Source organism: Agrobacterium sp. 22-223-1 (genome assembly GCF_053522385.1).
In genome coordinates this window covers 351427-374350 of sequence record NZ_JBNWCN010000001.1, presented here as the reverse complement: position 1 = coordinate 374350, position 22924 = coordinate 351427, and the positions used below count along the sequence as shown (strand labels likewise).

The window sequence follows — 22924 nt, the reverse complement described above, 5'->3', positions numbered from 1 at the left end:
CCTTACGCGCGCGCGAGGCAAAAACGCTGGAAAATCAGCGCTTGTTGGACGTCATTGATCTTGTTGGAAAGGTCGCTGGAGCGGGTGAAGGGAATCGAACCCTCGTATTCAGCTTGGGAAGCTGCTGCTCTACCATTGAGCTACACCCGCACCGCGCATAAGACATCGGATAGTTCGCAGCGGGTGTCAAGCACCCGCCGGGGTCGTTATTAGGCGCGAAAGTGCTTGGAGAGCTTCAGCCCCTGCGCCTGATAATTGGAGCCGAGGCCGGTGCCATAGAGGCCTTCCGGTTTCTGCAACATGTGCTCGTAAACCAGCCGGCCGACGATCTGGCCGTGTTCGAGGATGAAGGGAACCTCGTGGCTGCGCACTTCGAGCACGGCGCGGCTGCCTGTGCCGCCGGCCTGCGCATGGCCGAAGCCGGGATCGAAGAAGCCGGCGTAGTGCACGCGGAATTCGCCCACCAATGGATCGAAGGGTGTCATTTCGGCCGCATAGAGCGGCGGAACGTGGACTGCTTCGCGCGAGACGAGAATATAGAATTCATCCGGATCGAGGATCAGTTCGGCGCGGCCGCGGGCATAGAGCGGCTCCCAGAAATCGAGAACGTCGTGCTGGGCCTTCTTGTCGACATCCACCACCGCCGTGTGATGTTTGCCGCGATAACCGATCAGTCCGTTTTCACCGAAACCCTTGAGGTCGATCGAGAGCGCGATGCCGCCGCCGGTCACGTTGGGCGTGTCGCTGGCAACCAGCGTTTCCGTCTCGTGCAGCTTCAGCAGTTCACTTTCGTTGAGCAGCGAATGGCCAATGCGGAAGCGGATCTGCGACAGGCGCGAGCCGCGTCGCACCACGATTGGGAAGGTGCGCGGGCTGATTTCCAGATAGAGCGGGCCGGCATAACCCGCCGGTATCTTGTCGAATTCCTGCGCGCTGTCAGTCATGACGCGGGTGAAGATATCGAGACGGCCGGTCGAGCTTTTCGGATTTGCCGAGGCCGACATGTCCGCCGGCAGCGCAAGGCTTTCCATCAAGGGAACGATATAGACACAACCGGTTTCCAGCACCGCGCCCTGGGTAAGGTCGATCTCGTGCAGGCTGAGACGATTGAGCTTGTCGATGACGCGGTTTCCGGGGCCGGGCATGAAACTGGCGCGGACGCGATAGGCCTTCGAGCCGAGCCTGAGATCGAGGCTGGCGGGCTGCACCTGATCAGCATCGAGATCGGCCTCGCTCTTCAGCTTGCCGCCCGCAAACAGCGCCTTGATTGCGCCATCCGCCAAAATGCCCGTGGTTCTGGTCATGGTCATCATTCCTTTTTACGGCGACAAAACCAAAAGGAAAGCATTGACGCAAGCCGGTAACGGCAGTATGGCAAGCTTATCCCGTGGTGATTTGGCCGGTCGGCTTGCAGCCACGTTAAACAAGTGGCTAAAAAGACCGGGTGCTAGGAACCGGTCTGCTTTTGCGGCCGGTTTTTTTGTTTTGAAGGTGATCACATGAGCAATAAATGGCGCCCGGCAACCCAGCTCGTTCACGGCGGTACGCTACGCTCCCCTTACGGTGAAACGTCGGAAGCAATCTATCTGACCCAGGGTTTCGTCTATGAAAACTCCGAAGCCGCCGAAGCGCGCTTCAAGGGTGAAACGGATGGGTTCATCTACGCCCGCTATGCGAGCCCGACCAACGACATGTTCGAAAAGCGCATGTGCCTGCTGGAAGGCGCTGAAGACGCCCGCGCACTTGCCTCCGGCATGGCCGCCGTCACCGCCGCCATCATGTGCCAGCTGCGCGCCGGCGACCATATCGTTGCGGCCCGCGCCCTCTTCGGCTCCTGCCGCTGGGTGGTCGAAACGCTTGCGCCGAAATACGGCATCGAATGCACGCTGATCGACGGTCGCGATCTCGGAAACTGGGAAAAGGCGATCCAGCCGAACACCAAGCTGTTCTTCCTCGAAAGCCCGACCAATCCGACGCTTGAAATCATCGATATTGCCGGCGTGGCGAAGCTCGCTAACCAGATCGGTGCGAAGGTGGTGGTCGACAACGTCTTCGCCACACCGCTTTTCCAGAAGCCGCTCGAACTCGGCGCCCATATCGTCGTTTATTCGGCCACCAAGCATATTGACGGCCAGGGCCGCTGCCTTGGCGGCGTGATCCTTTCCGACAAGAAGTGGATCGAAGAAGAACTGCAGGATTATTTCCGCCATACCGGCCCGGCCATGTCGCCTTTCAATGCCTGGACGCTTCTGAAAGGCATCGAGACCCTGCCGCTGCGCGTCAAACAGCAGACGGCCAATGCCGGCAAAATCGCCGATTTTCTCGCCGATAGTGGCAAGGTCGCCAAGGTCATCTATCCCGGCCGCGCCGATCACCCGCAGGCCGATATCATCGCGCGGCAGATGTCCGGCGGCTCGACGCTTGTGGCTTTCGAACTGAAGGGCGGCAAGGAAGCGGCCTTCAAGCTGCAGAACGCGCTTGAGATCGTGAAGATTTCAAACAATCTCGGCGACGCCAAGAGCCTCATCACCCACCCCGGCACGACGACGCACAAGAACCTCACCGATGAGGCGCGTGCCGAACTCGGCATTTCCGGCGGCACCCTGCGCCTTTCCTGCGGCATCGAGGATACCGACGATCTGCTGGAGGATCTGGCGAAGGGTCTGGCGGCCGTTTCGGCCTGAAAATTCAATCTGCAAATTGCCATGGCCTGACCGCGTGTCGGGCCATGGTTCGCCTGCATGGTCCAAAAAGACCGCTTCAGGCAACCAATATTTACCTTTCCCGTTATCCCTAACGGTGGAAAACAGCGCAACAGGAGACGCCTCCTGCCCGTCAAGTCATTCATTTTCTTGACGATAGCCAGAGCCTATAGTGTAGGATGCGGCGGCAGGCATAATATCGAGGTGTGGCGCGTATGTATCGTGCTCTGACAAGGGATATCGAGGTAACGGTCGATCCGTATTATCTCGAGGAACAATCCGACCCGGATGACGATCGTTACGTCTGGGGCTACAAAGTCGTGATCGCGAACAATTCCGATATTCCGGTTACCCTCGTCAATCGCTATTGGCATATCACCGATCAGAACGGACAGGTGGATGAGGTCTATGGGCCGGGCGTTGTGGGTGAGAAACCGCATCTGAAACCGGGCGACAGCTACGAATATTCTTCCGGCTGCCCGCTGGATACACCTTCCGGCCTGATGTTCGGCCATTATGAAATGGAAACGGAAAATGGCGAGGTGTTCAACGTCACCATACCCGCCTTTTCGCTGGATTCACCCGGCCTGATGCGGGTCCTGAACTGACATTCACCCGGCAATGAAAAAGCCGCGCCCTTCAGGACGCGGCTTTCATTCAGGCATTCTCAAATTCGCTGACATCGTAGCGATAGGTGGTGGAGCAGAACTCGCAGGTCACGGCAATGGCGCCGTCTTCCTCGCTTGCCTCGATCTCCTCGGCGGTGAAGCCGGACAGCACGCCCTTGATCTTGTCCCGCGAGCAGCTGCAACGGTCGAAAACCGCCTGCGGATCATAGATGCGCACACCGCTCTCATGGAAAAGCCGGAAGAGAAGGCGTTCCACCGGCACCTGCGGATCGGTCAGCTCGTCGGTATCCACCGTGTTCAGCAGCGTCACCGCCTCGGTCCAGGCATCGTCTTCCAGCACCTCGTGACCGCCTTCGTCGCCATCGCCGCCATGCAGGTCGCGCATGCGCAGCCGCTCAGGCGCCTGCGGCAGGAACTGCGCGATAACGCCGCCCGCACGCCAGCCATGACGCGGCTTGCCTTCGCCATCACGGTCGAAGAATTCGGCAACGCCCAGCCGCACGCGGGTGGGAAGCTGTTCCGACTGACGGAAATAGACCCCGGCAATGTCTTCCAGCGACGAGCCATCGAGCGGCACGATACCCTGATAAGGCTGCATGCCCGCCCCCTGATCGATCGTGAAGGCCAGAATGCCGTTGCCGAGCAATTGCTCCGGCGACGTCGCCCCGGCCGCAATTGCCTCCGCCAGCCGCTCCTCATCGAAACGGGCATAAGCGCGCATGCTTTCCGGCGCGGTGAAATCCGCAACCAGCAGGTCGACCGGGCCGTCACCCTTGGTCTGGACAGTCAGCTTGCCGGAAAACTTGAGCGACGTGCCGATCAGCGCCGTCAGAACGGTCGCTTCCGCCAGCAGGCGGGCGACCGCCGGGGGATAGTCGTGCCGTTCGAGAATGGCATTCAGCAGCGGACCCACCTGCACGGCGCGGCCGCGCACATCCAGACCTTCGACCTGAAAGGGCACAACCTTGTCGTCGCCAGCAAAATCGAGATCGTCCAGTTCAACCGTTACATCTGCCATGTCATACTCCCTGGCGCAGCCGTGGCGCCGCTACCGTCCAAAAGTCCGGCTTTTAAAATGTGCTTTTTTCGCTTGTCGCACAGAGACCCGGGAAGAGAAACCGCTTCCGGGGAAAAACGTGCAAATCGTGATGATGGCCCGCCAGCAAAACCGACGAGCCTCTTCGAAGTCCCACAGATGGTAATCTATGCGGTCAAGTTCAAGCACCCGGCGTGACGCGTGTCAGGCCGGGCGATTGCTCATCAGATGACGCCCATGCACCAGGCGATGATGGACTTCTGCGCGTGGAGGCGGTTTTCCGCCTCGTCGAAGACGACGGATTGCGGGCCGTCGATCACGGCATCCGTCACTTCCTCACCGCGATGGGCCGGCAGGCAATGCATGAACAGCGCGTCTTTTTCCGCCTTGGCCATCAGGGCTTCATTCACCTGATAGGGCTGGAATATGTTGTGGCCGCGCGCCTTGTGTTCCTGGTTCATGGACACCCAGGTATCGGTGACGACGCAGTCCGCACCCGCAACGGCCTTGTCGGCGTCGTGGCACAGCATGATCTCGCCGCCATTGTTGCGCGCCCAGTTCAGGAACTTGTCATGCGGTTCAGAGCCCATCGGCACGGCCATCGTCATGCGGTAGCCGAAGCGCGCCGAACCCTCCACGAAGGAATGCAGGACGTTATTGCCGTCACCCGTCCAGGCAATGGTCTTGCCTTTGACCGGGCCGCGATGTTCCTCGAAGGTCATGATATCCGCCATGATCTGGCAGGGATGCGTGTCATCCGTCAGGGCGTTGATGACCGGCACGGTCGCGTGTTCGGCAAGCTCCAGCAGGCGCGAATGATCCGTCGTGCGGATCATGATGGCGTCGACATAACGCGACAGCACCTTGGCCGTGTCGCCGATCGTTTCGGCGCGGCCGAGCTGCATTTCCGTACCGGAGAGGAAAAGCGTCTCGCCACCGAGCTGGCGCATGCCGACATCGAAGGAGACGCGGGTGCGGGTGGAAGGCTTTTCGAAGATCATTGCCAGCATCTTGCCGGCAAGCGGCTTTTCCGCCGTTCCGGCCTTGGTGGCGGCCTTGCGTGCGCGGGCATCGTCGAGAATTGCCCGCAGGTCCTGCGAGCTGACGGCCGACAGGTCGAGAAAATGTTTAGGTGAAGCCATTTCAAACTGTCCCATGCTCGCGAGCCTCGGGGAAGAGGCCCGCCCTTTATTGTTTCCTCAGGCGATTTTTGCCTGTTTCGCTGTCAGGGAAGCGGCGGCCGCTTCCACGCGTGACAGACCCTCGCGGGCCTCTTCCGCCGTGGTGACGAGCGGCGGCAGAAGACGGATGACGTTGTCGCCCGCCGGCACACCCAGCAGATGCTCGGCGCGCATGGCCTGCAACAGCTCGCCCGATGGAACCTTGGCCTTGATGCCGAGAAGCAGGCCTTCGCCACGGATTTCCTCGATAACGTCAGGATAACGATCCTTCAGCGAAGCAAGGCCCTGGCGGAAGACCAGCGCGACATCACGGACCTTTTCCAGAAAGCCCTCGGAGAGGACGACATCGAGCACGGCATTGCCGACAGCCATGGCCAGCGGGTTGCCGCCATAGGTGGTGCCGTGCACGCCCGCCGTCATGCCGGAAGCGGCATCCGCCGTCGCAAGGCAGGCGCCGAGCGGGAAACCGCCGCCGATACCCTTGGCAACCGCCATGATATCCGGTGCAACGCCCGTCTGCTCATAGGCAAAGAGTTTGCCCGTACGGCCAACGCCGGTCTGGACCTCGTCGAAAATCAGCAACATGCCATGCTCGTCGCAGAGCGACCGCAGCAGCTGCAGGAATTCCTTGGCTGGTGCGCGAATGCCGCCCTCACCCTGAATGGGCTCGATCAGAAGCGCGGCCGTCTCGGCCGTGATGGCGGCTTTCAGCGCATCGACGTCACCGAAGGGCACCTGGTCGAAACCTTCGACCTTGGGACCGAAACCTTCGAGATATTTCTGCTGGCCGCCGGCAGCAATCGTCGCCAGCGTGCGGCCATGGAAGGCGCCTTCAAAGGTGATGATACGGAATTTTTCCGGATGCCCCTTGGAATAATGATAACGGCGCGCGGTCTTGATCGCGCATTCAAGCGCTTCCGCGCCGGAATTGGTGAAGAAGACCTTGTCTGCGAATGTCGCTTCCGTCAGGCGCTTTGCGAGCTTTTCCTGGCCCGGCACTTCATAAAGGTTCGAGACGTGCCAGACCTTCTCGGCCTGGGTCTTGATCGCCTCCACGAGGTGCGGATGGGCGTGGCCCAGCGAGTTGACCGCGACGCCGGCTGCAAAATCCAGATATCGTTCGCCGCTTTCCGTGAACAGCCAGACGCCCTCGCCTCGCTCGAAGCGCAGGGGGGCTCTTGCAAACGTATCGAACAATGGCGCGGCGGCTTCGGCCATGGCTGTATCACTCCTTGCGCGGATGCGCTGTCAGACGGTTGTCAATAGGCTTCCGGGGTTATCCCTTGCCTGAAAATCAAAAATGCCGCCTCGCGGCGGCAGGGGCACTATTGTCACTTCGCCTGCCGATGTCAACAAAAGTCCGCGTTTCCCGGGCTTCTCAAGCCCTAGTAGGTAGCGACGGACGAGGCCCAAGGTGTTGCCTTTCAGACTCAACTCGCCAGCAAGTTGGGGAAAACCGGAAAATCGATTCGAGATGATTCCCGCGACTCTTGCCACGGAGTCTGCGTGGCACTAGGTTAATCGCTAATTACTAGACTGCATTGCGGCGGAACTAGTCACCAAAAATCAGGCAGAAACCACGCTCGCGGCACGCCCGCGAGGCGGAGAAGGATTCTGCCGACATTATACGCGACAAGCGGAGAAGCGGCATGAACTGGACAGACGAACGGGTCGAAAAACTCAAGAAATTGTGGTCCGAGGGGCTTAGCGCCAGCCAGATAGCAGCACAGCTGGGCGGTGTCAGCCGCAATGCCGTCATCGGCAAGGTCCATCGCCTCAACCTGCCGGGACGCGTGAAGGCCGGCGGCCCGGTCACGTCGGCGCGTTCCGCGCCCAAGCGCACCGCCGCCCCTGCCCCGCGCGCGACGAATTTCGCGACCCGCGTCAGCGCAGCACCTGCACGCGCCTTGAACCGCTCGAGCGCGGCAACCGCGCTGCACGAGGAGATCGATATCGAGACCGCCGAAGTTCTCGATTACGTTCCCTCCAAAAATGTCGTTACACCGATTTCCCGCCGCCTGACGCTGACGGAACTGACGGAGCGCACCTGCAAGTGGCCGGTCGGCGATCCGCTGAAGGATGATTTCCATTTCTGCGGTTGTGAAGCACTGGAATCTTCGCCCTATTGCAAGTTCCATGCAAAGCTCGCCTACCAGCCGGTAAGCGAGCGTCGCAAGGCTTGAGTGTTGCGGCACGCATTCGACACTCAAAAACTACGGGCCTTCGGGCCCGTTTTTTTATGGCAAAACTCAAGGTGGTTCCGGAATAGAGCGCACGCTGTCTAAGAGGCGCTCCCAATCCCTGTTCTCGCGCATTCTCCGGATGTAAAACCGCGATGCGCCCTTGCGGCAAGTGCTCTGAATTTGTCGGCGACGTGCCGCGCCCTTTCTCCTGTCAGGGTTTCACCGCGCAATCCGGCTTTCAGCAGACCGTCTGTCACCTTCAAAAGAACAAGGATACGCGTTTGCGGAAGGTTCAAAATCGAAAGGCCCGACACCATTCCGGTATCGGGCCTTCTGATTTTTTGGGAGTTTATCCCAAGTGAAACCATCGGTTTCGGTTTTCTCAGGCTTCCATTGAATATCCGGCGCCGCGCACGGTGCGGATGACATCCTGCATATGCGAAAAATTGAGCGCCTTGCGCAGGCGTCCGACATGCACGTCGACGGTGCGCTCATCCACATAGATATCGTGACCCCAGACGCCATCCAGCAATTGCGAGCGGGAAAACACCCGGCCGGGAGAGGTCATCAGGAATTCCAGCAGGCGGAACTCCGTCGGGCCGAGGCGCACTTCGCGGCTCTTGCGGTGAACGCGATGGGTCTCGCGATCCAGTTCGATATCGCCGCATTTCAGCACCGAAGACAAAACCTCGGGGCGGGCGCGGCGCAGCATCGCCTTGACGCGGGCCATGAGTTCCGGTGTCGAGAACGGCTTGACGACATAATCGTCGGCGCCGGTGGCAAGACCGCGAACCCGCTCGCTTTCCTCGCCGCGCGCCGTCAGCATGATGATGGGCAGGCGCTCGGTTTCCGGCCGCATCCTGAGCCGACGGCACAGTTCGATACCGGAAACGCCGGGAAGCATCCAATCCAGGATCAGAAGGTCCGGAATACGTTCCTGCAGCCTGATTTCTGCCTCGTCTCCACGGGGTATCGTGTCGACATCATATCCCTCAGCCTCGAGATTGTAACGAAGCAGGACGCTCAGCGCTTCCTCGTCTTCCACAACTGCAATCTTGGGCACCATATACTAACTCCGCAAGCCGCTGCCTGTCTGTTACTCGGTCACCGAACCGAGGGTGTTGGAACTGTCGTCCTTCGGACGCTCGCCTTCCGGCTGGCTGCCGGTGGTCATGTAATAGATCGTCTCGGCAATATTGGTGGCGTGGTCGCCGATACGCTCGATGTTCTTGGCGCAGAACAGAAGATGCGTGCAGGTGGTGATGTTGCGCGGATCTTCCATCATGTAGGTCAAAAGCTCACGGAAGAGCGACGTGTACATGGCGTCGATTTCCTCGTCGCGCTCGCGAATGGCATTGGCCTTCTCGGCGGAACGCGTGGAATAGACGTCCAGCACTTCCTTGAGCTGTACCAGCGCCAGTTCCGACAGGTGCTCGATGCCACGGGCGAGCTTGCGCGGCACGCCGGTGCCGGCAACCGCGATGACGCGCTTGGCGGTGTTCTTGCCAAGGTCGCCGACGCGCTCAAGGTCAGCTGCAATACGCAGGGTGCCGATGATCTCGCGAAGGTCTGCCGCCATCGGCTGGCGTTTGGCGATGGTGACGATGGCCTTGTCGCCGATCTCGCGCTCGGCGTGGTCGAGGATCGCATCGTCGGAAATGACCTTCTGGGCGAGCGCGGCATCGGAATTGACGAGCGCACGCACGGCGTCGGCGCACATCTGCTCCGCAAGACCGCCCATTTCGGCGATGCGGCGCGTCAGAAACTTCAATTCATCGTCATAAACGGAAACGATGTGCGAATGGGTCGTTGTCTGTGTCATGGTCTAGTCCTCCGGCTTGGCCTGCATGCGCGTACCCGGAAGCGGGCACGGCAGAAGCACCAGTCTTGTTCGGTTTCGATAAAGCGCCGGCCGGGATCAGCCGAAGCGGCCCATGATGTAATCCTGCGTGCGCTGGTCGTCCGGATTGGTGAACATCTTGTCGGTTTCGTTTTCCTCGACAAGATGACCAAGATGGAACATGGCCGTGCGTTGGGAAACACGCGCCGCCTGCTGCATGGAGTGCGTGACGATGACGATGGTGTAATTGGTGCGCAGCTCGTGGATCAATTCTTCGACCTTTGCGGTCGCAATCGGGTCGAGAGCCGAGCAGGGCTCGTCCATCAGGATCACTTCCGGGCTGACGGCAACTGCGCGTGCGATGCACAGACGCTGCTGCTGACCGCCGGAAAGACCGGTGCCGGATTCGTGCAGACGATCCTTGACCTCGTTCCAGAGACCCGCTTTCTGCAGGCTCTGCTCAACGATCTGGTCCATATCCGCCTTGTTGCGGGCGAGACCATGGATGCGCGGACCGTAGGAAATGTTTTCGTAGATCGACTTCGGGAAGGGGTTCGGCTTCTGGAACACCATGCCGACACGGGCGCGCAATTCCACGACGTCAATCGCCTGATCGTAGATATCGTCGGTGTCGAGCGTGATCTTGCCGGTGACCCGGCAACCGTCGATCGTGTCGTTCATACGGTTCAGGGTACGCAGGAAGGTGGATTTGCCGCAGCCGGACGGGCCGATAAGCGCCGTCACTGTATTTTCCCGAACGTTGAGGTTCACGTCGTAAAGCGCGCGCTTTTCGCCGTAATAAACCGAAACGTCCTTGCCGATCATCTTGTATGAGACTTCATTCATTTTCTTGTCCAGCGCCTTTTCAACTGCTGCTTCCGACAACATGTTCATTGCTCAAGCTCCCTCTACCAGCGCCGTTCGAAGCGGCGACGCAACAGGATTGCGCCAACATTCATGACGATGAGGAACAGAAGCAGGATGATGATAGCGCCGGATGTCCTTTCGACAAAGGCGCGCTCGGCTTCGTTCGCCCACATGTAAATCTGCACCGGCAGGGCCGTGGACGGATCCATCGGCGTTGTCGGATAATTCGCAACGAATGCCACCATGCCGATCAAGAGCAGCGGCGCCGTTTCACCCAGCGCGTGGGCGAGGCCGATGATGGTACCGGTCAGAATGCCGGGCATGGCGAGCGGCAGCACATGGTGGAAGATCGTCTGCATCTTGGAAGCGCCGAGACCGAGGGCGGCGGCGCGGATAGACGGCGGCACGGCTTTCAGGGCAGCGCGCGTCGCGATGATGATCGTCGGCAGGGTCATCAGCGTCAGGACGAGGCCGCCGACCAGCGAGGCCGAGCGCGGAAAGCCCATGAAGTTGATGAAGACCGAGAGGCCGAGCAGACCGTAAACGATCGAGGGAACGGCCGCGAGATTGTTGATATTCACCTCAATAAGATCCGTCAGACGGTTCTTCGGGGCGAATTCCTCGAGATAGATGGAGGCCGCGACGCCAATCGGCAATGACAGCACCAGCACGATCAGCATCATGTAGAAGGAGCCGATCAGCGCCACACCCACACCTGCCGCTTCCGGACGGCTCGACGCGCCGTTGACGAAGATGCCGGTATTGAAATGTTTGCCGAGCTGGCCGCTTTCGGCAAGCTGGTTCATCCAGCCGAGCTGCTGGTTCGAGATACGGCGATTGGCCTCATCCGCCGTCAGGTCGACCTGGCCCTTGAAGGCGCTGTCGACATCGCCCGACGCCAGAAGCGTGACGGTGCGCGTGGTGCCGATGACGACGGGATCGGCGACGACGATGTCGCGAAGCTGCGTGCGCACGCTGTCGGAAATCAGGAGATTGACGGCGCGAAGACCGGCGCGGTCAGTCGGTGCAACGCCAAGGACCTTAGCGACCGCATCTCGGGCGATGACGGGATAATTGGCCGTCATCAGCTTTGTGGGATTGGTGGCGCGCTCATTTTTCGGATCGATGATCTGTTCGGAGAACTCGACCGGAACGGTGATCATCGTCTGCTGGAAAGCGGTGTAACCCTTGGAAACCACCGAGAAAAGCAGCAGGAAGAGGAAGATGAGGCCGAAGGAAATCGCTGCCATGCCGTAGGCACGGAAGCGGCGTTCGGCGGCATAGCGGCGCTTGATGCCGATATCACGGCGCGTGGCCTTGTTGACGGCGCTCGCGCCGGCTGCGGGAGAAACGATGTCGGTCATTCATATTGCTCCCGGTATTTGCGCACGATGTAAAGCGCGTAGATATTCAGGCAAAGCGTGATGGCGAAAAGCGTGATGCCGAGTGCAAAGGCAACCAGCGTCTGCGGCGATGTGAATTCAAGGTCGCCGGTGAGCTGGCTGACGATCTTGACCGTCACCGTGGTCATGGGCTCGAAGGGATTGAGCTGCAGGCGGGCAGCAACACCGGCAGCAAGAACCACGATCATGGTTTCGCCGATGGCGCGCGAAGCCGTCATCAGCACGGCGCCGACGATACCCGGAAGAGCGGCCGGAATAATGACCCTCTTGATCGTCTCGGAGCGCGTGGCGCCAAGGCCGAGCGAACCGTCACGCAGCGAGCGCGGCACGGCGGTGATGATGTCATCCGACAGCGACGACACATAGGGGATCAGCATGATGCCCATGACGAAGCCGGCGGTGATGACGCTCTGCGCCTGGATGAAGTTGGCGTAGTTGCCCGTCGCCAGGCCGTTGATCTGCGTGGAAATGTCTCTGAGGAAAGGACCGACCGTCGTGAGCGCGAAGAAGCCGTAGACGATGGTGGGAATGCCGGCGAGCACTTCAAGCAGCGGCTTTGCCATGGAGCGGAAGCGCGGCGAGGCATATTCCGCCATGTAGATCGCCGAGAAGAGACCGACCGGAACCGCAACCAGCATGGCGACCAGGCCGATATAAAGCGTGCCGGCGAGCAGCGGGATCAGGCCGAACTGGCCGGAGGAGTCGGTGGCGCCTGCCGCCGCAAAACGCGGATCCCAGACCGTTCCGAAGAAGAACTGGTGCGCCGGGACCATGGTGAAGAACTGGATCGCCTCGGTCAGCATCGAAAGGACGATGCCGATGGTCGTGAGGATGGCGATGGACGAGGCGACGAGCAGGGCCGCGAGAATGACTTTCTCGACCTGGTTGCGCGCCCGGAAACGCGGCGCAATCGCGCGCAGCGCATAGGCGCCGCCGCCGAGCGCGGCCAGCAGCACGACGGCGATCATCGCGGTACGGCTGGTGGAGGTCATGCTGTTGAGCGTGTGGGCGGCATCGACCATGAACCGCTCGGGATCGCCGGCGATTGCAACACCCTTCGATGCCAGAAGCGGCCGGACCGCAGCCGTGTCCGCCTCGACCTGCGCGGTTTCCTCCGGCGTCAGCCGCTGGAGGCCACGGGCGATGGAGGTCACCATACCGTAGGTCAGGCTCTGCTGCGCTTCGGATTGCGCCCGGACATCCTCGGGGAAACTACCGCGCACCGCCGAGGTGACGAGCAATGGGCTGACAATGAGCCAGGCACAGAGAATGAACGCCGCGGGCAGCACCGCCCAGACGACCGCGTAGGAACCGTGATAACCGGCACGGGAATGCATGCTGGAGGGGCGACCGCCAGACAGGGAAACGGCACGGCGGCTGCCGAGCAGATAGCTGCCGATGCCGATGAGCGCCAGTATCAGCAAAAGGATCGATGTGTTCATTAGAGTTCCCTCGGCGTGCCTCAAGAGCACGGTGCGATATCGGGCAAATCAAAAAGTCATCAAAACGAGACCGCTGGACCATCCCATGATGCCTGCCGCCTGACTGTATCATAGTCCGGCAAGCGTCAAGGTTGATACATCCTATCCATCTGTAATCCATCGACAATCATGTGGATGGCGATGAGTAGGAACTGTCAACCGCGGACGACGGCCCAAGCGAAGCCGAATGAGGGGCACGGCAAAGCCGCACCCCTCTTTCTTCATTACATCGTGGAGCCGGCCGAGAACTTCGAGCGGATTTCTTCGCGCTCCGCGTCCGGAGCAGCAACCAGGCCGTAGTTGGCGAGCGGGGAATCCGGGCCGATCATCTCGTCGGAAACGAAGAACTCGACATATTCCTTAAGGCCCGGGATAACGCCCAGGTGAGCCTTCTTCACGTAGAAGAACAGCGGGCGGGAAACCGGGTACTTGCCGCTGGCAACGGTTTCGGTGGACGGAACGACGCCCGAAACGGTCGCGACCTTCAGACGGTCAGCGTTGTTTTCATAGAAAGCGAGGCCGAAAACGCCGAGGCCGGTCTTGTTGGCGTCGATACGGGCGAGCGTTTCGGTGTAGTCGCCGTCGATGTCGACTGCAGCGCCGTCCTTGCGGACTGCAACGCACTTGGCAGCAGCCTGCTTGGCGTCGGTGACGATCTTCTTGATGGCGTCGGTGGCGCCGGCTTCCTTGCAGCCGTCAGCCATGATCTTCTCTTCGAAGACTTCGCGCGTGCCGTGCTTGGAGCCCGGGATGTAAGCGGCGATAGCGACGTCCGGCAGTTCCTTGTTGATTTCCGACCACTTCTTATAGGGGTTGGCAACGAGCTTGCCGTCCTTGACGATTTCAGCGGCGAGAGCGAGGTAAAGGTCCTTCGGCTCGAGTTTGATGTCCTTGTTGGACGAGTCCATCGCGAAGACGATACCGTCGTAGCCGATCTTCACTTCCTGAACGTCGGCAACGCCAGCAGCCTTACAGGCGGCCAGTTCATCGCTCTTGATCTTGCGCGAAGCGTTGGCAATGTCGATGGTGCCTTCGCCGACGCCCGAGCAAAACGCCTTCAGACCGCCGCCCGTGCCGCCGGACTCAACAACCGGAGCCTTGAAGTTCGGGAAGGTTTCGGCAAAGGTCTCGGCAACGATCTTGGCGTAGGGCAGAACCGTGGAGGAACCGGCAACCTGGATCTGGTCGCGAGCAGCGGCGGCGCCAGCGAAGGCGACAGAAGCCACCAGAGCTGCTGCGGAAAATTTAACGATGTTCATTTGTCTCTCCCGTCGTGGGCTTTGTTGTGGACGCAGCCAATAGCGACACTCGCTCTTAGCTTGCGCTCGGCGACCTTTTCTTAACCACCGTAGCCCCATCCTTTTATGTCACTTTGACGAAAGATTTGTGACAATCTAAATAATTGATTTTATTTACAAATATCCACGACATTAAAAACAGATGCATATTTTATGTCAGAATCTCACAGTGAAGTCCGTGCCGCTGCCCAATTCCGATTTAATGATGAGGCGGGCGCGGTGGCGGGTGAGGATGTGCTTGACGATGGCAAGCCCGAGACCCGTGCCCTTTTTCGAGCGGCTGTCGGCGACGCTGACACGATAAAAACGCTCCGTCAGGCGCGGCACATGTTCGGCGGGAATGCCCGGCCCCTTGTCGATGACGCTCACCTCCACCGGCTTGCCGGGTTCGGCCCGCAGCCAGACATCCACGACCTTGCCTTCCTGGCCGTATTTGCAAGCATTTTCAACGAGGTTCTGGAACACCTGCACCAGCTCGTCGCGGTCCCCCTGCACCTCTGCCGGCCGGTCGGGCAGATGCAGCGTGATGGTCACATCCAGCTCGTCGGCAAGCGGCAGCAGGGTATCGCGCACATGGCCGATGACGGGAACGAGATCGACCTTCTGGTCGGGCGCGATGTTGGCCCGCAATTCCAGCCGCGACAGGGACATGAGATCGTCCACCAGCCTGCTCATGCGGGTTGCCTGATCCAGCATGATGGCAAGGAAACGTTCCTGCGCCTTCGGGTCGTTGCGCGCCGGCCCCTGCATGGTTTCGATGAAACCGCGCAGCGAGGCGAGCGGTGTGCGCAATTCATGGCTGGCATTGGCGACGAAGTCGCTGCGCATGCGGTCGATGCGGCGAAGCTCCGAGACGTCGCGGAACGACAGGATGTAGAATGGCGGGCCTGCCCCCTCTCCCACATCCGCACGGGCGATACGAACGATGAAGACCCGTTCGGAAGGGAAGCGCTCCGAATGTTCGACCTGATTGGGCTGGCCGGTGGCGATGGTTTCGCGAATGACATCCAAGAGGCCGGGAGAGCGCAGCCGGGCGGAAATATGCGCCCCGGCGGGCAACTGGCCGAAGGCGCGCTCCGCCGCGCCGTTCTGAAACAGCACGCTGGCGTTCCTGTCGAGAATGAAAACGGGGGTATCCAGAACCGCGAGGCCCGCCCTTACGCCGGAAATGACGCTTTCGCCGGGCATTTCCTGCTCATCTGCCTCCGCAACCGGGCTCCCGTCCTTTGCGGAAGCCGCCGCCGGCCCCTCCCGAGCGGCGAGGATGGCAATGACGGCGCAAAGCCACAGGGCGGCGGGCATATAGGGCGTGTTGAGCTCGGCAACGGCCACGATGGCGAGCATGCTGACGATGAGAACGGGCAACCAGTTTCGGCCGAGCTTCCTTCCCAAACGCCTTAATCCACCATCGCCTTCCATGACTGCCATTTCAGCCTGCTCTTTCCACTTTCATCTGACAGCGCATCGAAATCTCATAGGCCAGCTTCATGACAGAGATTCATCATCGCGCATTTTCCACAACGTATATGCGCAAAATCAACGCGGCAATCGCTCCCGCCGCCGCATCCCGGTCAACCGGTCCTGTTTCACTTGAATTCTGGCAATGGATGTGAACTCATTGGCGGCGAGTTGCCTTTACACAACAACATCTGGAGGAACCCATGGGCGAAGAAACGAAGAAGCGGACGGTCGAGATCACCATTGGCGGCAAACTGCGCAGCTTCGACATCGACAATCCGGTTCTTCCTGAATGGGTTGAGGAAAAGAAACTTTCCGCCGGCAATTTTCCCTACGACAAGAAGATGAAGCGGGAAGACTATGACACTGCCCTCGAGGCGCTGCAGGTGGAGCTGGTCAAGGTGCAGTTCTGGCTGCAGGCTACCGGCAAAAGGGTCATGGCGGTTTTCGAGGGCCGCGATGCGGCGGGCAAGGGCGGGGCGATCTTCGCGACCCGGGCCTATCTCAACCCACGCTATGCCCGCGTGGTGGCGCTGACCAAACCGACGGAAACCGAACGCGGCCAATGGTATTTCCAGCGCTATATCTCGCATTTTCCGACCGCCGGCGAATTCGTTCTCTTCGACCGCTCCTGGTATAACCGCGCAGGCGTAGAGCCGGTCATGGGTTTCTGCACGCCGGAGGAACACAAGCGCTTCCTCAAGGAAACGCCGCGTCTGGAAAAGATGCTAGCCCATGAAGACATCAATCTTTTCAAATTCTGGCTCGACATCGGCCGCGAAACGCAGATCGAACGCTTCCATGACCGCCGCCACAGCCCGCTGAAATGCTGGAAGCTTTCGGATATGGACATAGCCGCGCTGACGAAATGGGACGACTATACGCAGAAGCGCGACGAAATGCTGGAAAAGACCCACACCGATGCCGCCCCCTGGACGGTGGTGCGCGCCAACGACAAGCGCCGCGCGCGGGTGAACCTCATCCGCCACATTCTTCTTGCGCTCGACTATGAGGGCAAGGACAAAAAGGCAATCGGCGAAATCGACGACAAGATTTTGGGATCTGGGCCGGATTTTCTCAAATAGGACCGGAAGACGCTGACAGGCGCCTCCATTCGAGACGCCTGTTTTCCCTTACTGGCCCGGCAGAATGCGCACGGAATAAAGATTGACCGGGCGGCCGCTGCCATCGATATCGCTGTTGATGAAGATCCTGCCCGGCGCATTGGGAGCGAGAGATCGTTCGAATGTCGTGTTCAGCAGCATGTCCGCGCGCTCGGCCGTGGCGGTGAAGCGGTGGCGGGAGCAATCGCCCAATGTCGCGAAATCGCAGGCGACGGACACCTGGGTCTGCCGGTCGCTGGAGGATTGCAGCGTGATCGAAATGGTCGAGGACTTGCCCGCCATATCCCGCATCACCTCCACCGGAACCTCGACGCTGACCGCGCCATCCTGCGAAACGCTTCTCGAGGTCACCTTTATAGCCTTGCCGGCGGGTGTGGCGATGTTTTCGACACTGGCGCGCGGGCCGGCCGAAACACCGGAACTGCCACGCTCCGCATTGAAGACTTCCACCCAGTCATCGGAAAAACCACGGCCGGCGGAAAGGCTCGGCGCAGGCTCCGTCCCGTTGAAATCCTCTGCCTGCACCTGCGCCGGCGGATTGGGCACGCTGGTATCGCGCTGCTCCGGAGAGAGCAGGAGGCCTGAGGAATAGACCCACCAGGCCCCGAAACCGATAAAGGCCAGAAGCGTCACGTAGATGAAAAGCCGGGCGAAAAGACCCCGGCGCTTGCGGCGGCCAACCGCGCCCTCCGGACGGAAGGCAAGCGAGGAGGCGCCCGCGCGGGAACCTCTCTTCGGCGGCTTGCCATTGCGCTGTCCCGCACTCAGCGGCTCCGGAGCAGCGGCGGCCCCCGGCCGCACATCGCGCGTTTCGCCACGCAGCTCCGGCTCAACACCCATATCGTCGTGGTGGGGCGACTGCGAAACGGGGTCGACCGAGTGATCGTCCTGCGCCGGACTTTCCGGTGCGGGCGGGCGCAATTGCTGCTCCACCCTGTCCAGAAGCCGGTTGCGCTCTTCATTCTCGATCTGGTGGATCAGGCCTTCAAGCCGCTGGCGCTGCTGGGAGACAACCTGCGGATCGTCTATGCCCTGCTTGCGCAGGCCCGCTTCCAGTGCCTGGCGGGAGGATTGGTAAATCCGTGCACGAACTTCGGCGTTCGATCTGTCCGATTTTTCCAGAGCATTTCTGATTGCCGTTTCCAGTCCGCTCACGACCGATCCTTGTTCTATTGCGCTTTGCAAAAAATATGCGGCGCTGCGCCATGGGTTCACGATTCGGTAACGGCTATACCGCCCCTCCGCAAGCATCGTTTGTGATAAAGACCGGATTGCCTTGGGGAAAATCAATTCATTGTGGCGCTACGAACGCAGATTCGAGAGGCGAATGCCACGCTGTTTTCGCTTTCAATCTGCTGCTGAACGCGATATTGACTTACGTGCGCGTAAACGTAATTCGTGGGAGGAGACATGCTACCGTCCGTGCTGAAAGACAATCTGCGTCTTCCGGTCATAGCATCACCGCTATTCATCATTTCACATCCGCAGCTGACGCTGGCGCAGTGCAAGGCCGGCGTCATCGGTGCTTTCCCGGCGCTCAATGCGCGGCCCGAAAGCCAGCTCGACGAGTGGCTGGCAATGATCACCGAGGAGCTTGACGCTCACAACCGGGCCAATCCCGAGCGCCCGGCGGCGCCCTTCGCGGTCAACCAGATCGTGCACATGTCCAACCGACGGCTGGAGCATGACCTCGGCCTTTGCGTGAAATACAAGGTGCCGGTGGTGATTTCTTCGCTTGGCGCGGTGCCCGAGGTCAATGCGGCCGTGCATTCCTATGGCGGCATCGTGCTGCATGACGTCATCAACGACCGCCATGCCCGCTCCGCCATTCGCAAGGGCGCGGATGGGCTCATCGCGGTGGCGACGGGTGCCGGCGGACATGCGGGCACGCTTTCGCCCTTCGCCCTCGTTCAGGAAATCCGCGAATGGTTCGACGGCCCGCTGCTGCTGGCCGGCGCCATCGCCAATGGCGGCTCCATTCTCGCGGCGCAGGCTATGGGCGCGGATATGGCCTATATCGGCTCCCCCTTCATCGCCACCGAGGAAGCGCGCGCTTCCGAAGGCTACAAGCAGGCGATTGTGGACGCGCAGGCCAAGGATATCGTCTATTCGAACTATTTCACGGGCGTACACGGCAACTACCTGAAAAGCTCGATCGTCGCCTCCGGCATGGACCCCGACAATCTGCCCGAAGCCGATCCTTCGAAAATGGACTTCGAAACGGTCTCCGGCGGCGCCAAGGCCTGGAAAGACATCTGGGGCGCGGGGCAAGGCATCGGCGCCGTCAAGGCGGTGGAACCGGTGGCGGCGCTCGTCGATCGTCTGGCAAATGAATATGAAACGGCCAAAAAGCGCATCTGCGGGAAAGGCTGAAGGCTCCGGTAAACAATGGACAGGCAAAGCTTTTTGCGGAAATTTCAAAACCAGCACATTCAAGGCTTGAAATCCGTCAGCATTGCCTGTATCAGCCCGCCATGAAGCTGATCCGCACCAAACGGGTCACAATCGGGCCGCTTTAGCTCAGTTGGTAGAGCACGTCATTCGTAATGACGGGGTCACGTGTTCGAGTCACGTAAGCGGCACCATTTCCAAATAACAAATCCATTTCAAAGCGCTGGGTTGCCAAGCCTTGTCTCTATCCGTCTTTACGCGCGTTAGAGGGCAGAAAGGTTTATTTTCGCAGTCCGCCAATTGTTGACTTTTCACATAATTATGTGTATTTATACACATATGAAGAGCGGCGATATCATTTCGGTATTGAAGGCGGACGGCTGGTACGAGGTGAACACCAAAGGTAGCCACGTTCAATTCAAACACCCTACGAAACAGGGCCGTGTGACCGTTCCCCATCCGAAACGGGATTTGCCGATAGGCACGCTCAAAAGCATTGAAAAACAATCCGGACTGAAATTGAGGTGAAAACAATGCGTAACTATATCGGGCTGATCCACAAGGACGCTGATAGCGATTACGGTGTTTCCTTCCCTGATTTTCCCGGTGTCGTGACTGCCGGCACCGATCTTGACGATGCCCGCCGCATGGCGGAAGAAGCCCTGGCGCTCCATGTTGAGGGGATGATCGAGGATGGGGAAGCGATTCCCGAACCGTCGTCTCTCGATACGGTGATGGCTGCCCCTGAAAACAGGGATGGCGTCGCCATTCTCGTCGCTCTCAGGACAGAGAGCAAAAAATCCGTTCGCCTCAACATCACGCTTCCGGAAGATGTCCTGAAGGAGATTGACGCCTTCGCTGAATCGAGAGGGCTAACACGATCCGGGTTTCTTGCGCGTGCAGCTAAACACGAGATGTCGAACGCAAGCGGCAAATAATGATCGGCTACGCCGCTTAGAATGGTGATCTACGTCGATCGATGATGGGTTTTTATTCACCGTTGTTGCACAACAAGTCGGCGGTCGTCGTGTTCAGCGCTTCAGCAAATTTTGCGACCACGGTGATGGTGGGGTTTCTTACCTGCCGCTCAATACCCGATACATAAGTTCGATCGATTTGTGTTCGCGAGGCAAGTTCTTCCTGCGAGATATTCAGCCGTTTGCGGGCCGATTTGATATTTCGGGCCAGGATCGCGCGTACATCTTCCATGAAGGCAATAAGTGCGAATGACGACGATATGCCCACGTACTATGAGTCTCATTTTTGGTTGTCATTTTCAAAATGTTGACTATATACTACATTAAATTTGCCGGAGATGGCGGACGATGTGGGATGCTTTAATTGCTGCATTACGGTCGCTGCCCGTCTTTTTTGGCGGCAAAGTAATCGTCTTCGTCCGCTCGACTAAATTTGCCGCAATATCAGCAACTCTGCCGCATCCGTTTTTAAAGCGGAGGCAATCTGCTGCATGGTTTCGAGCGTTACATTTATCTGCCCCGCTTCAACCCGGCTTACATAGGCCTGATCGGCCTCGATGCGCATCGCAAGCTCTTCCTGCGAAATGCCGAGCGCAACCCGCTTTTCCTTTACAGCCAATCCGAAGCGTTTCTTTATCTCCATGAACGGCACAAGGCCGTTGCGCGAAAAATTTCTCCATGTATTTTAATACATATTTGATTTCGAGCCACCTGCCACCTATGGCGCAAGATCATGAATGATTACAACTTTTGGGCGGACCTTCTGGATACATTCCAATCATCGCCGGACTGGATCAAGGCGTTATGGCTATTGATTCCTCCCTGCTTCCTGCTGGCATTGATAAGAATTTTGGTGCGTTATCGCCTCGCCAGCAAGCAACTCAAGGCGAAGCTTGTCGATGAGTTCGTCTTTCCCATTGATCGTCGGCCTGATGGTCATCTGCAGATTATCAGGCACCGACCAGAGATAATCCGAGAGTCGGCAATGCTGTTGCTGGATGAGTCTTCACCCAGTTCCCGCGATCACCGGAACCTTTGAAACCAAACCGCCCACCACACGTTCTCCGGCAGGTCATAAACAACTGGAAAGCCTGTCATCGTGGACGTCATTCGTATCCTGATCGCCATCATCCTTCCGCCCGTCGGCGTGTTTCTTCAGGTCGGGCTTGGCCTGCATTTCTGGCTGAATATTCTCCTGACGCTGTGCGGTTATGTTCCCGGCATTATCCACGCGATCTGGGTGATCCTGCGGAGGTGACATCCGCTCTCACCGGCGATGGGACGCCCGCAACATTTTAGTACGTGATTAAATTCTCATTGGCTGCTGGAACCTCATCTTCTCCCTCACGTTATGGTGATGACACCAGCCAAGGAGAAAATCATGAACCAGATCATCTACATCGTCGGCCTCGTCGTCATCGTTCTGGCGATCCTGTCGTTTTTCGGCTTCCGCTGATCCCCGTTGTCAATTCGATCGCTTGCGCATATCCTAAGCAGCAGTGACACACGACTGCGTTCATGGGTTGCTTCGCTGTCGGGTGTATTTCGGGATCGCGTTGCTCTGGGAGGTGCACGATGAAGAACGAGAGATGGACAGAGCCTGTCGAGGTCAATCTCGAGGCGAATGGCAAGAGTGTCATCGCCGGCCCCTTCGAAGCGTTGACATTATTGACCGAAGGCTGGCCCAAAATTCGCGGATTGAGCTTCGTGAGAGCGAGAAGCGCCTGCCGTGCCGCCCTTGACGGACGTAAATCGCCCGAAGAAGCACGAAAGTGCTTCACAGATGCGGTTTCCGAGATGCAGAAAAACCCGCATTGACGCACCCAAAAGAAAACGGCTCCTGAAAAGGAGCCGTTCTTTTATTTGCGACGCTTTCGGTGATCAAACAGCCGGAAGCGCTTTTCCTTGGCCTTACATCCAATAGGGTGCGACGCCGTAATAATCGTAGACCTTGCGGTCCTTGGCGTTCAGCAGGTCGTTATCATCGAGATTGGCGAAGTGCGGCGCGTTTTCGATCTCTTCCTTGGTGAGATCGATGCGGTAGCCGTCGAGTTCTTCGTCGTAATGCAGCTTTTCCCAGGGCAGCGGATAATAGTCGTCACCGATGCCGAGGAAGCCGCCAAAGCTCAAGACCGCATAGGCCACGCGCCCGCCGCGCTTTTCCAGAATGATGCGCTGGATCGAGCCGATATGCTTGCTGTCGGCGCCGTAGACGCGCGTGCCTTCCACCTTGTCGCTGGCGATCAGGCTCGGCGTATCCTTGACATAGGGGTCCTGTCCGGCGCGGGGTTCCTGATGCATCATGTGCCTTTCCTCCTTGATTTTCCTCGTTTGTGTCACGTCTGGTAAACCCC

The 22924-nt window shown here is 59.2% G+C and carries 25 protein-coding genes, 2 tRNA genes and 1 riboswitch; of the genes, 11 read left to right on the top strand and 16 right to left on the bottom strand.

From position 1 onward, the window contains the following. Positions 1-76 precede the first annotated feature (76 nt). Positions 77-150 (bottom strand) — tRNA-Gly (locus ACQZ60_RS01850). A gap of 59 nt (positions 151-209) precedes the next feature. Continuing rightward, positions 210-1304 (bottom strand): 2'-deoxycytidine 5'-triphosphate deaminase, encoded by a 1095-nt coding sequence (locus ACQZ60_RS01845; RefSeq protein ID WP_035265171.1) that lies wholly within the window; start codon positions 1302-1304, stop codon positions 210-212. 73 nt (positions 1305-1377) lie between these two features. Next, a riboswitch (SAM riboswitch) is annotated at positions 1378-1456 on the top strand. A 43-nt stretch (positions 1457-1499) separates the two neighbouring features. On the opposite strand from ACQZ60_RS01845, the gene ACQZ60_RS01840 reads away from it, so the two are divergent. Then, a complete protein-coding gene (locus ACQZ60_RS01840; RefSeq protein ID WP_035265079.1) occupies positions 1500-2684 on the top strand; it encodes an O-succinylhomoserine sulfhydrylase in 1185 nt (394 codons plus the stop codon). A 233-nt stretch (positions 2685-2917) separates the two neighbouring features. Next, complete coding sequence (gene apaG / locus ACQZ60_RS01835; RefSeq protein ID WP_003503545.1) at positions 2918-3310, top strand: Co2+/Mg2+ efflux protein ApaG; 393 nt, start codon at positions 2918-2920, stop codon at positions 3308-3310. 49 nt (positions 3311-3359) lie between these two features. Here the strand turns inward: apaG and ACQZ60_RS01830 are convergent, their stop codons facing one another. From ACQZ60_RS01830 to ACQZ60_RS01820, 3 genes are all read right to left on the bottom strand, one after another. Next, positions 3360-4349 carry an Hsp33 family molecular chaperone gene (locus tag ACQZ60_RS01830; RefSeq protein WP_080852714.1) on the bottom strand — a complete coding sequence of 330 codons (990 nt, stop codon included), beginning with the start codon at positions 4347-4349 and terminating at the stop codon, positions 3360-3362. A 242-nt stretch (positions 4350-4591) separates the two neighbouring features. Beyond that, positions 4592-5509: an ornithine carbamoyltransferase gene (gene argF / locus ACQZ60_RS01825; protein WP_003519982.1), complete on the bottom strand. Its 918-nt coding sequence runs from the start codon at positions 5507-5509 to the stop codon at positions 4592-4594. A 57-nt stretch (positions 5510-5566) separates the two neighbouring features. Beyond that, complete coding sequence (locus ACQZ60_RS01820) at positions 5567-6766, bottom strand: aspartate aminotransferase family protein (protein ID WP_080852715.1); 1200 nt, start codon at positions 6764-6766, stop codon at positions 5567-5569. A 431-nt stretch (positions 6767-7197) separates the two neighbouring features. On the opposite strand from ACQZ60_RS01820, the gene ACQZ60_RS01815 reads away from it, so the two are divergent. After that, complete coding sequence (locus ACQZ60_RS01815; protein ID WP_003519984.1) at positions 7198-7731, top strand: GcrA family cell cycle regulator; 534 nt, start codon at positions 7198-7200, stop codon at positions 7729-7731. Positions 7732-8113: 382 nt separating this feature from the next. On the opposite strand, the gene phoB is transcribed toward ACQZ60_RS01815, so the two are convergent. The 7 genes from phoB to phoR form a co-directional block, all read right to left on the bottom strand. Further along, entirely contained in the window at positions 8114-8797 is a 684-nt protein-coding gene (phoB, locus tag ACQZ60_RS01810; RefSeq protein WP_003493692.1) for a phosphate regulon transcriptional regulator PhoB, read from the bottom strand. Between the two features lie 30 nt (positions 8798-8827). After that, the gene (gene phoU / locus ACQZ60_RS01805) at positions 8828-9553 is read right to left on the bottom strand and encodes a phosphate signaling complex protein PhoU (RefSeq protein ID WP_003519985.1); all 726 of its coding nucleotides are present in this window, start codon (positions 9551-9553) and stop codon (positions 8828-8830) included. Between the two features lie 96 nt (positions 9554-9649). After that, complete coding sequence (pstB, locus tag ACQZ60_RS01800) at positions 9650-10465, bottom strand: phosphate ABC transporter ATP-binding protein PstB (RefSeq protein ID WP_003519986.1); 816 nt, start codon at positions 10463-10465, stop codon at positions 9650-9652. Positions 10466-10479: 14 nt separating this feature from the next. Beyond that, the gene (gene pstA, locus ACQZ60_RS01795; protein WP_448734663.1) at positions 10480-11802 is read right to left on the bottom strand and encodes a phosphate ABC transporter permease PstA; all 1323 of its coding nucleotides are present in this window, start codon (positions 11800-11802) and stop codon (positions 10480-10482) included. Next, entirely contained in the window at positions 11799-13283 is a 1485-nt protein-coding gene (pstC, locus tag ACQZ60_RS01790; RefSeq protein WP_448734662.1) for a phosphate ABC transporter permease subunit PstC, read from the bottom strand. The genes pstA and pstC overlap by 4 nt, the downstream gene beginning before the upstream one ends. Positions 13284-13546: 263 nt before the next feature. Beyond that, positions 13547-14581 carry a substrate-binding domain-containing protein gene (locus ACQZ60_RS01785; protein ID WP_035265067.1) on the bottom strand — a complete coding sequence of 345 codons (1035 nt, stop codon included), beginning with the start codon at positions 14579-14581 and terminating at the stop codon, positions 13547-13549. Positions 14582-14776: 195 nt separating this feature from the next. After that, on the bottom strand, positions 14777-16048 hold the full coding sequence (phoR, locus tag ACQZ60_RS01780; protein WP_142778632.1) for a phosphate regulon sensor histidine kinase PhoR: 1272 nt from the start codon (positions 16046-16048) through the stop codon (positions 14777-14779). A gap of 233 nt (positions 16049-16281) precedes the next feature. Here phoR and ppk2 point away from each other — a divergent pair, with 233 nt between their 5' ends. After that, positions 16282-17163: a polyphosphate kinase 2 gene (gene ppk2 / locus ACQZ60_RS01775; protein ID WP_035265061.1), complete on the top strand. Its 882-nt coding sequence runs from the start codon at positions 16282-16284 to the stop codon at positions 17161-17163. A gap of 48 nt (positions 17164-17211) precedes the next feature. Here ppk2 and ACQZ60_RS01770 read toward each other — a convergent pair whose 3' ends face one another. Further along, positions 17212-18357, bottom strand: a complete 1146-nt coding sequence (locus ACQZ60_RS01770) for a hypothetical protein (RefSeq protein WP_020811426.1) — start codon at positions 18355-18357, stop codon at positions 17212-17214. Between the two features lie 255 nt (positions 18358-18612). Between ACQZ60_RS01770 and ACQZ60_RS01765 the strand changes: the two genes are divergently transcribed. The 4 genes from ACQZ60_RS01765 to ACQZ60_RS01750 all read left to right on the top strand — a co-directional run bounded on the left by ACQZ60_RS01765 (position 18613) and on the right by ACQZ60_RS01750 (position 20531). Then, the gene (locus ACQZ60_RS01765) at positions 18613-19575 is read left to right on the top strand and encodes an NAD(P)H-dependent flavin oxidoreductase (protein WP_020811427.1); all 963 of its coding nucleotides are present in this window, start codon (positions 18613-18615) and stop codon (positions 19573-19575) included. Between the two features lie 136 nt (positions 19576-19711). After that, positions 19712-19787: transfer RNA gene (locus ACQZ60_RS01760), tRNA-Thr, on the top strand. 145 nt (positions 19788-19932) lie between these two features. Continuing rightward, the gene (locus ACQZ60_RS01755) at positions 19933-20121 is read left to right on the top strand and encodes a type II toxin-antitoxin system HicA family toxin (protein WP_031234109.1); all 189 of its coding nucleotides are present in this window, start codon (positions 19933-19935) and stop codon (positions 20119-20121) included. 5 nt (positions 20122-20126) lie between these two features. Continuing rightward, entirely contained in the window at positions 20127-20531 is a 405-nt protein-coding gene (locus ACQZ60_RS01750) for a type II toxin-antitoxin system HicB family antitoxin (RefSeq protein ID WP_020811429.1), read from the top strand. Positions 20532-20583: 52 nt separating this feature from the next. On the opposite strand, the gene ACQZ60_RS01745 is transcribed toward ACQZ60_RS01750, so the two are convergent. Together ACQZ60_RS01745 and ACQZ60_RS01740 are read right to left on the bottom strand one after the other, a co-directional pair. Beyond that, positions 20584-20802: a helix-turn-helix domain-containing protein gene (locus ACQZ60_RS01745; protein ID WP_035265168.1), complete on the bottom strand. Its 219-nt coding sequence runs from the start codon at positions 20800-20802 to the stop codon at positions 20584-20586. 195 nt (positions 20803-20997) lie between these two features. Next, positions 20998-21189, bottom strand: a complete 192-nt coding sequence (locus ACQZ60_RS01740; protein ID WP_174055965.1) for a helix-turn-helix domain-containing protein — start codon at positions 21187-21189, stop codon at positions 20998-21000. Between the two features lie 114 nt (positions 21190-21303). On the opposite strand from ACQZ60_RS01740, the gene ACQZ60_RS01735 reads away from it, so the two are divergent. From ACQZ60_RS01735 to ACQZ60_RS01725, 3 genes are all read left to right on the top strand, one after another. Beyond that, complete coding sequence (locus ACQZ60_RS01735; RefSeq protein ID WP_020811432.1) at positions 21304-21609, top strand: hypothetical protein; 306 nt, start codon at positions 21304-21306, stop codon at positions 21607-21609. A 60-nt stretch (positions 21610-21669) separates the two neighbouring features. Further along, positions 21670-21828 (top strand): YqaE/Pmp3 family membrane protein, encoded by a 159-nt coding sequence (locus ACQZ60_RS01730; protein WP_020811433.1) that lies wholly within the window; start codon positions 21670-21672, stop codon positions 21826-21828. Positions 21829-22145: 317 nt separating this feature from the next. Then, positions 22146-22388 carry a DUF982 domain-containing protein gene (locus tag ACQZ60_RS01725; RefSeq protein ID WP_020810557.1) on the top strand — a complete coding sequence of 81 codons (243 nt, stop codon included), beginning with the start codon at positions 22146-22148 and terminating at the stop codon, positions 22386-22388. Between the two features lie 93 nt (positions 22389-22481). Here ACQZ60_RS01725 and ACQZ60_RS01720 read toward each other — a convergent pair whose 3' ends face one another. After that, positions 22482-22874 carry a PRC-barrel domain-containing protein gene (locus ACQZ60_RS01720; RefSeq protein ID WP_020810556.1) on the bottom strand — a complete coding sequence of 131 codons (393 nt, stop codon included), beginning with the start codon at positions 22872-22874 and terminating at the stop codon, positions 22482-22484. Between the last annotated feature and the right edge of the window lie 50 nt (positions 22875-22924).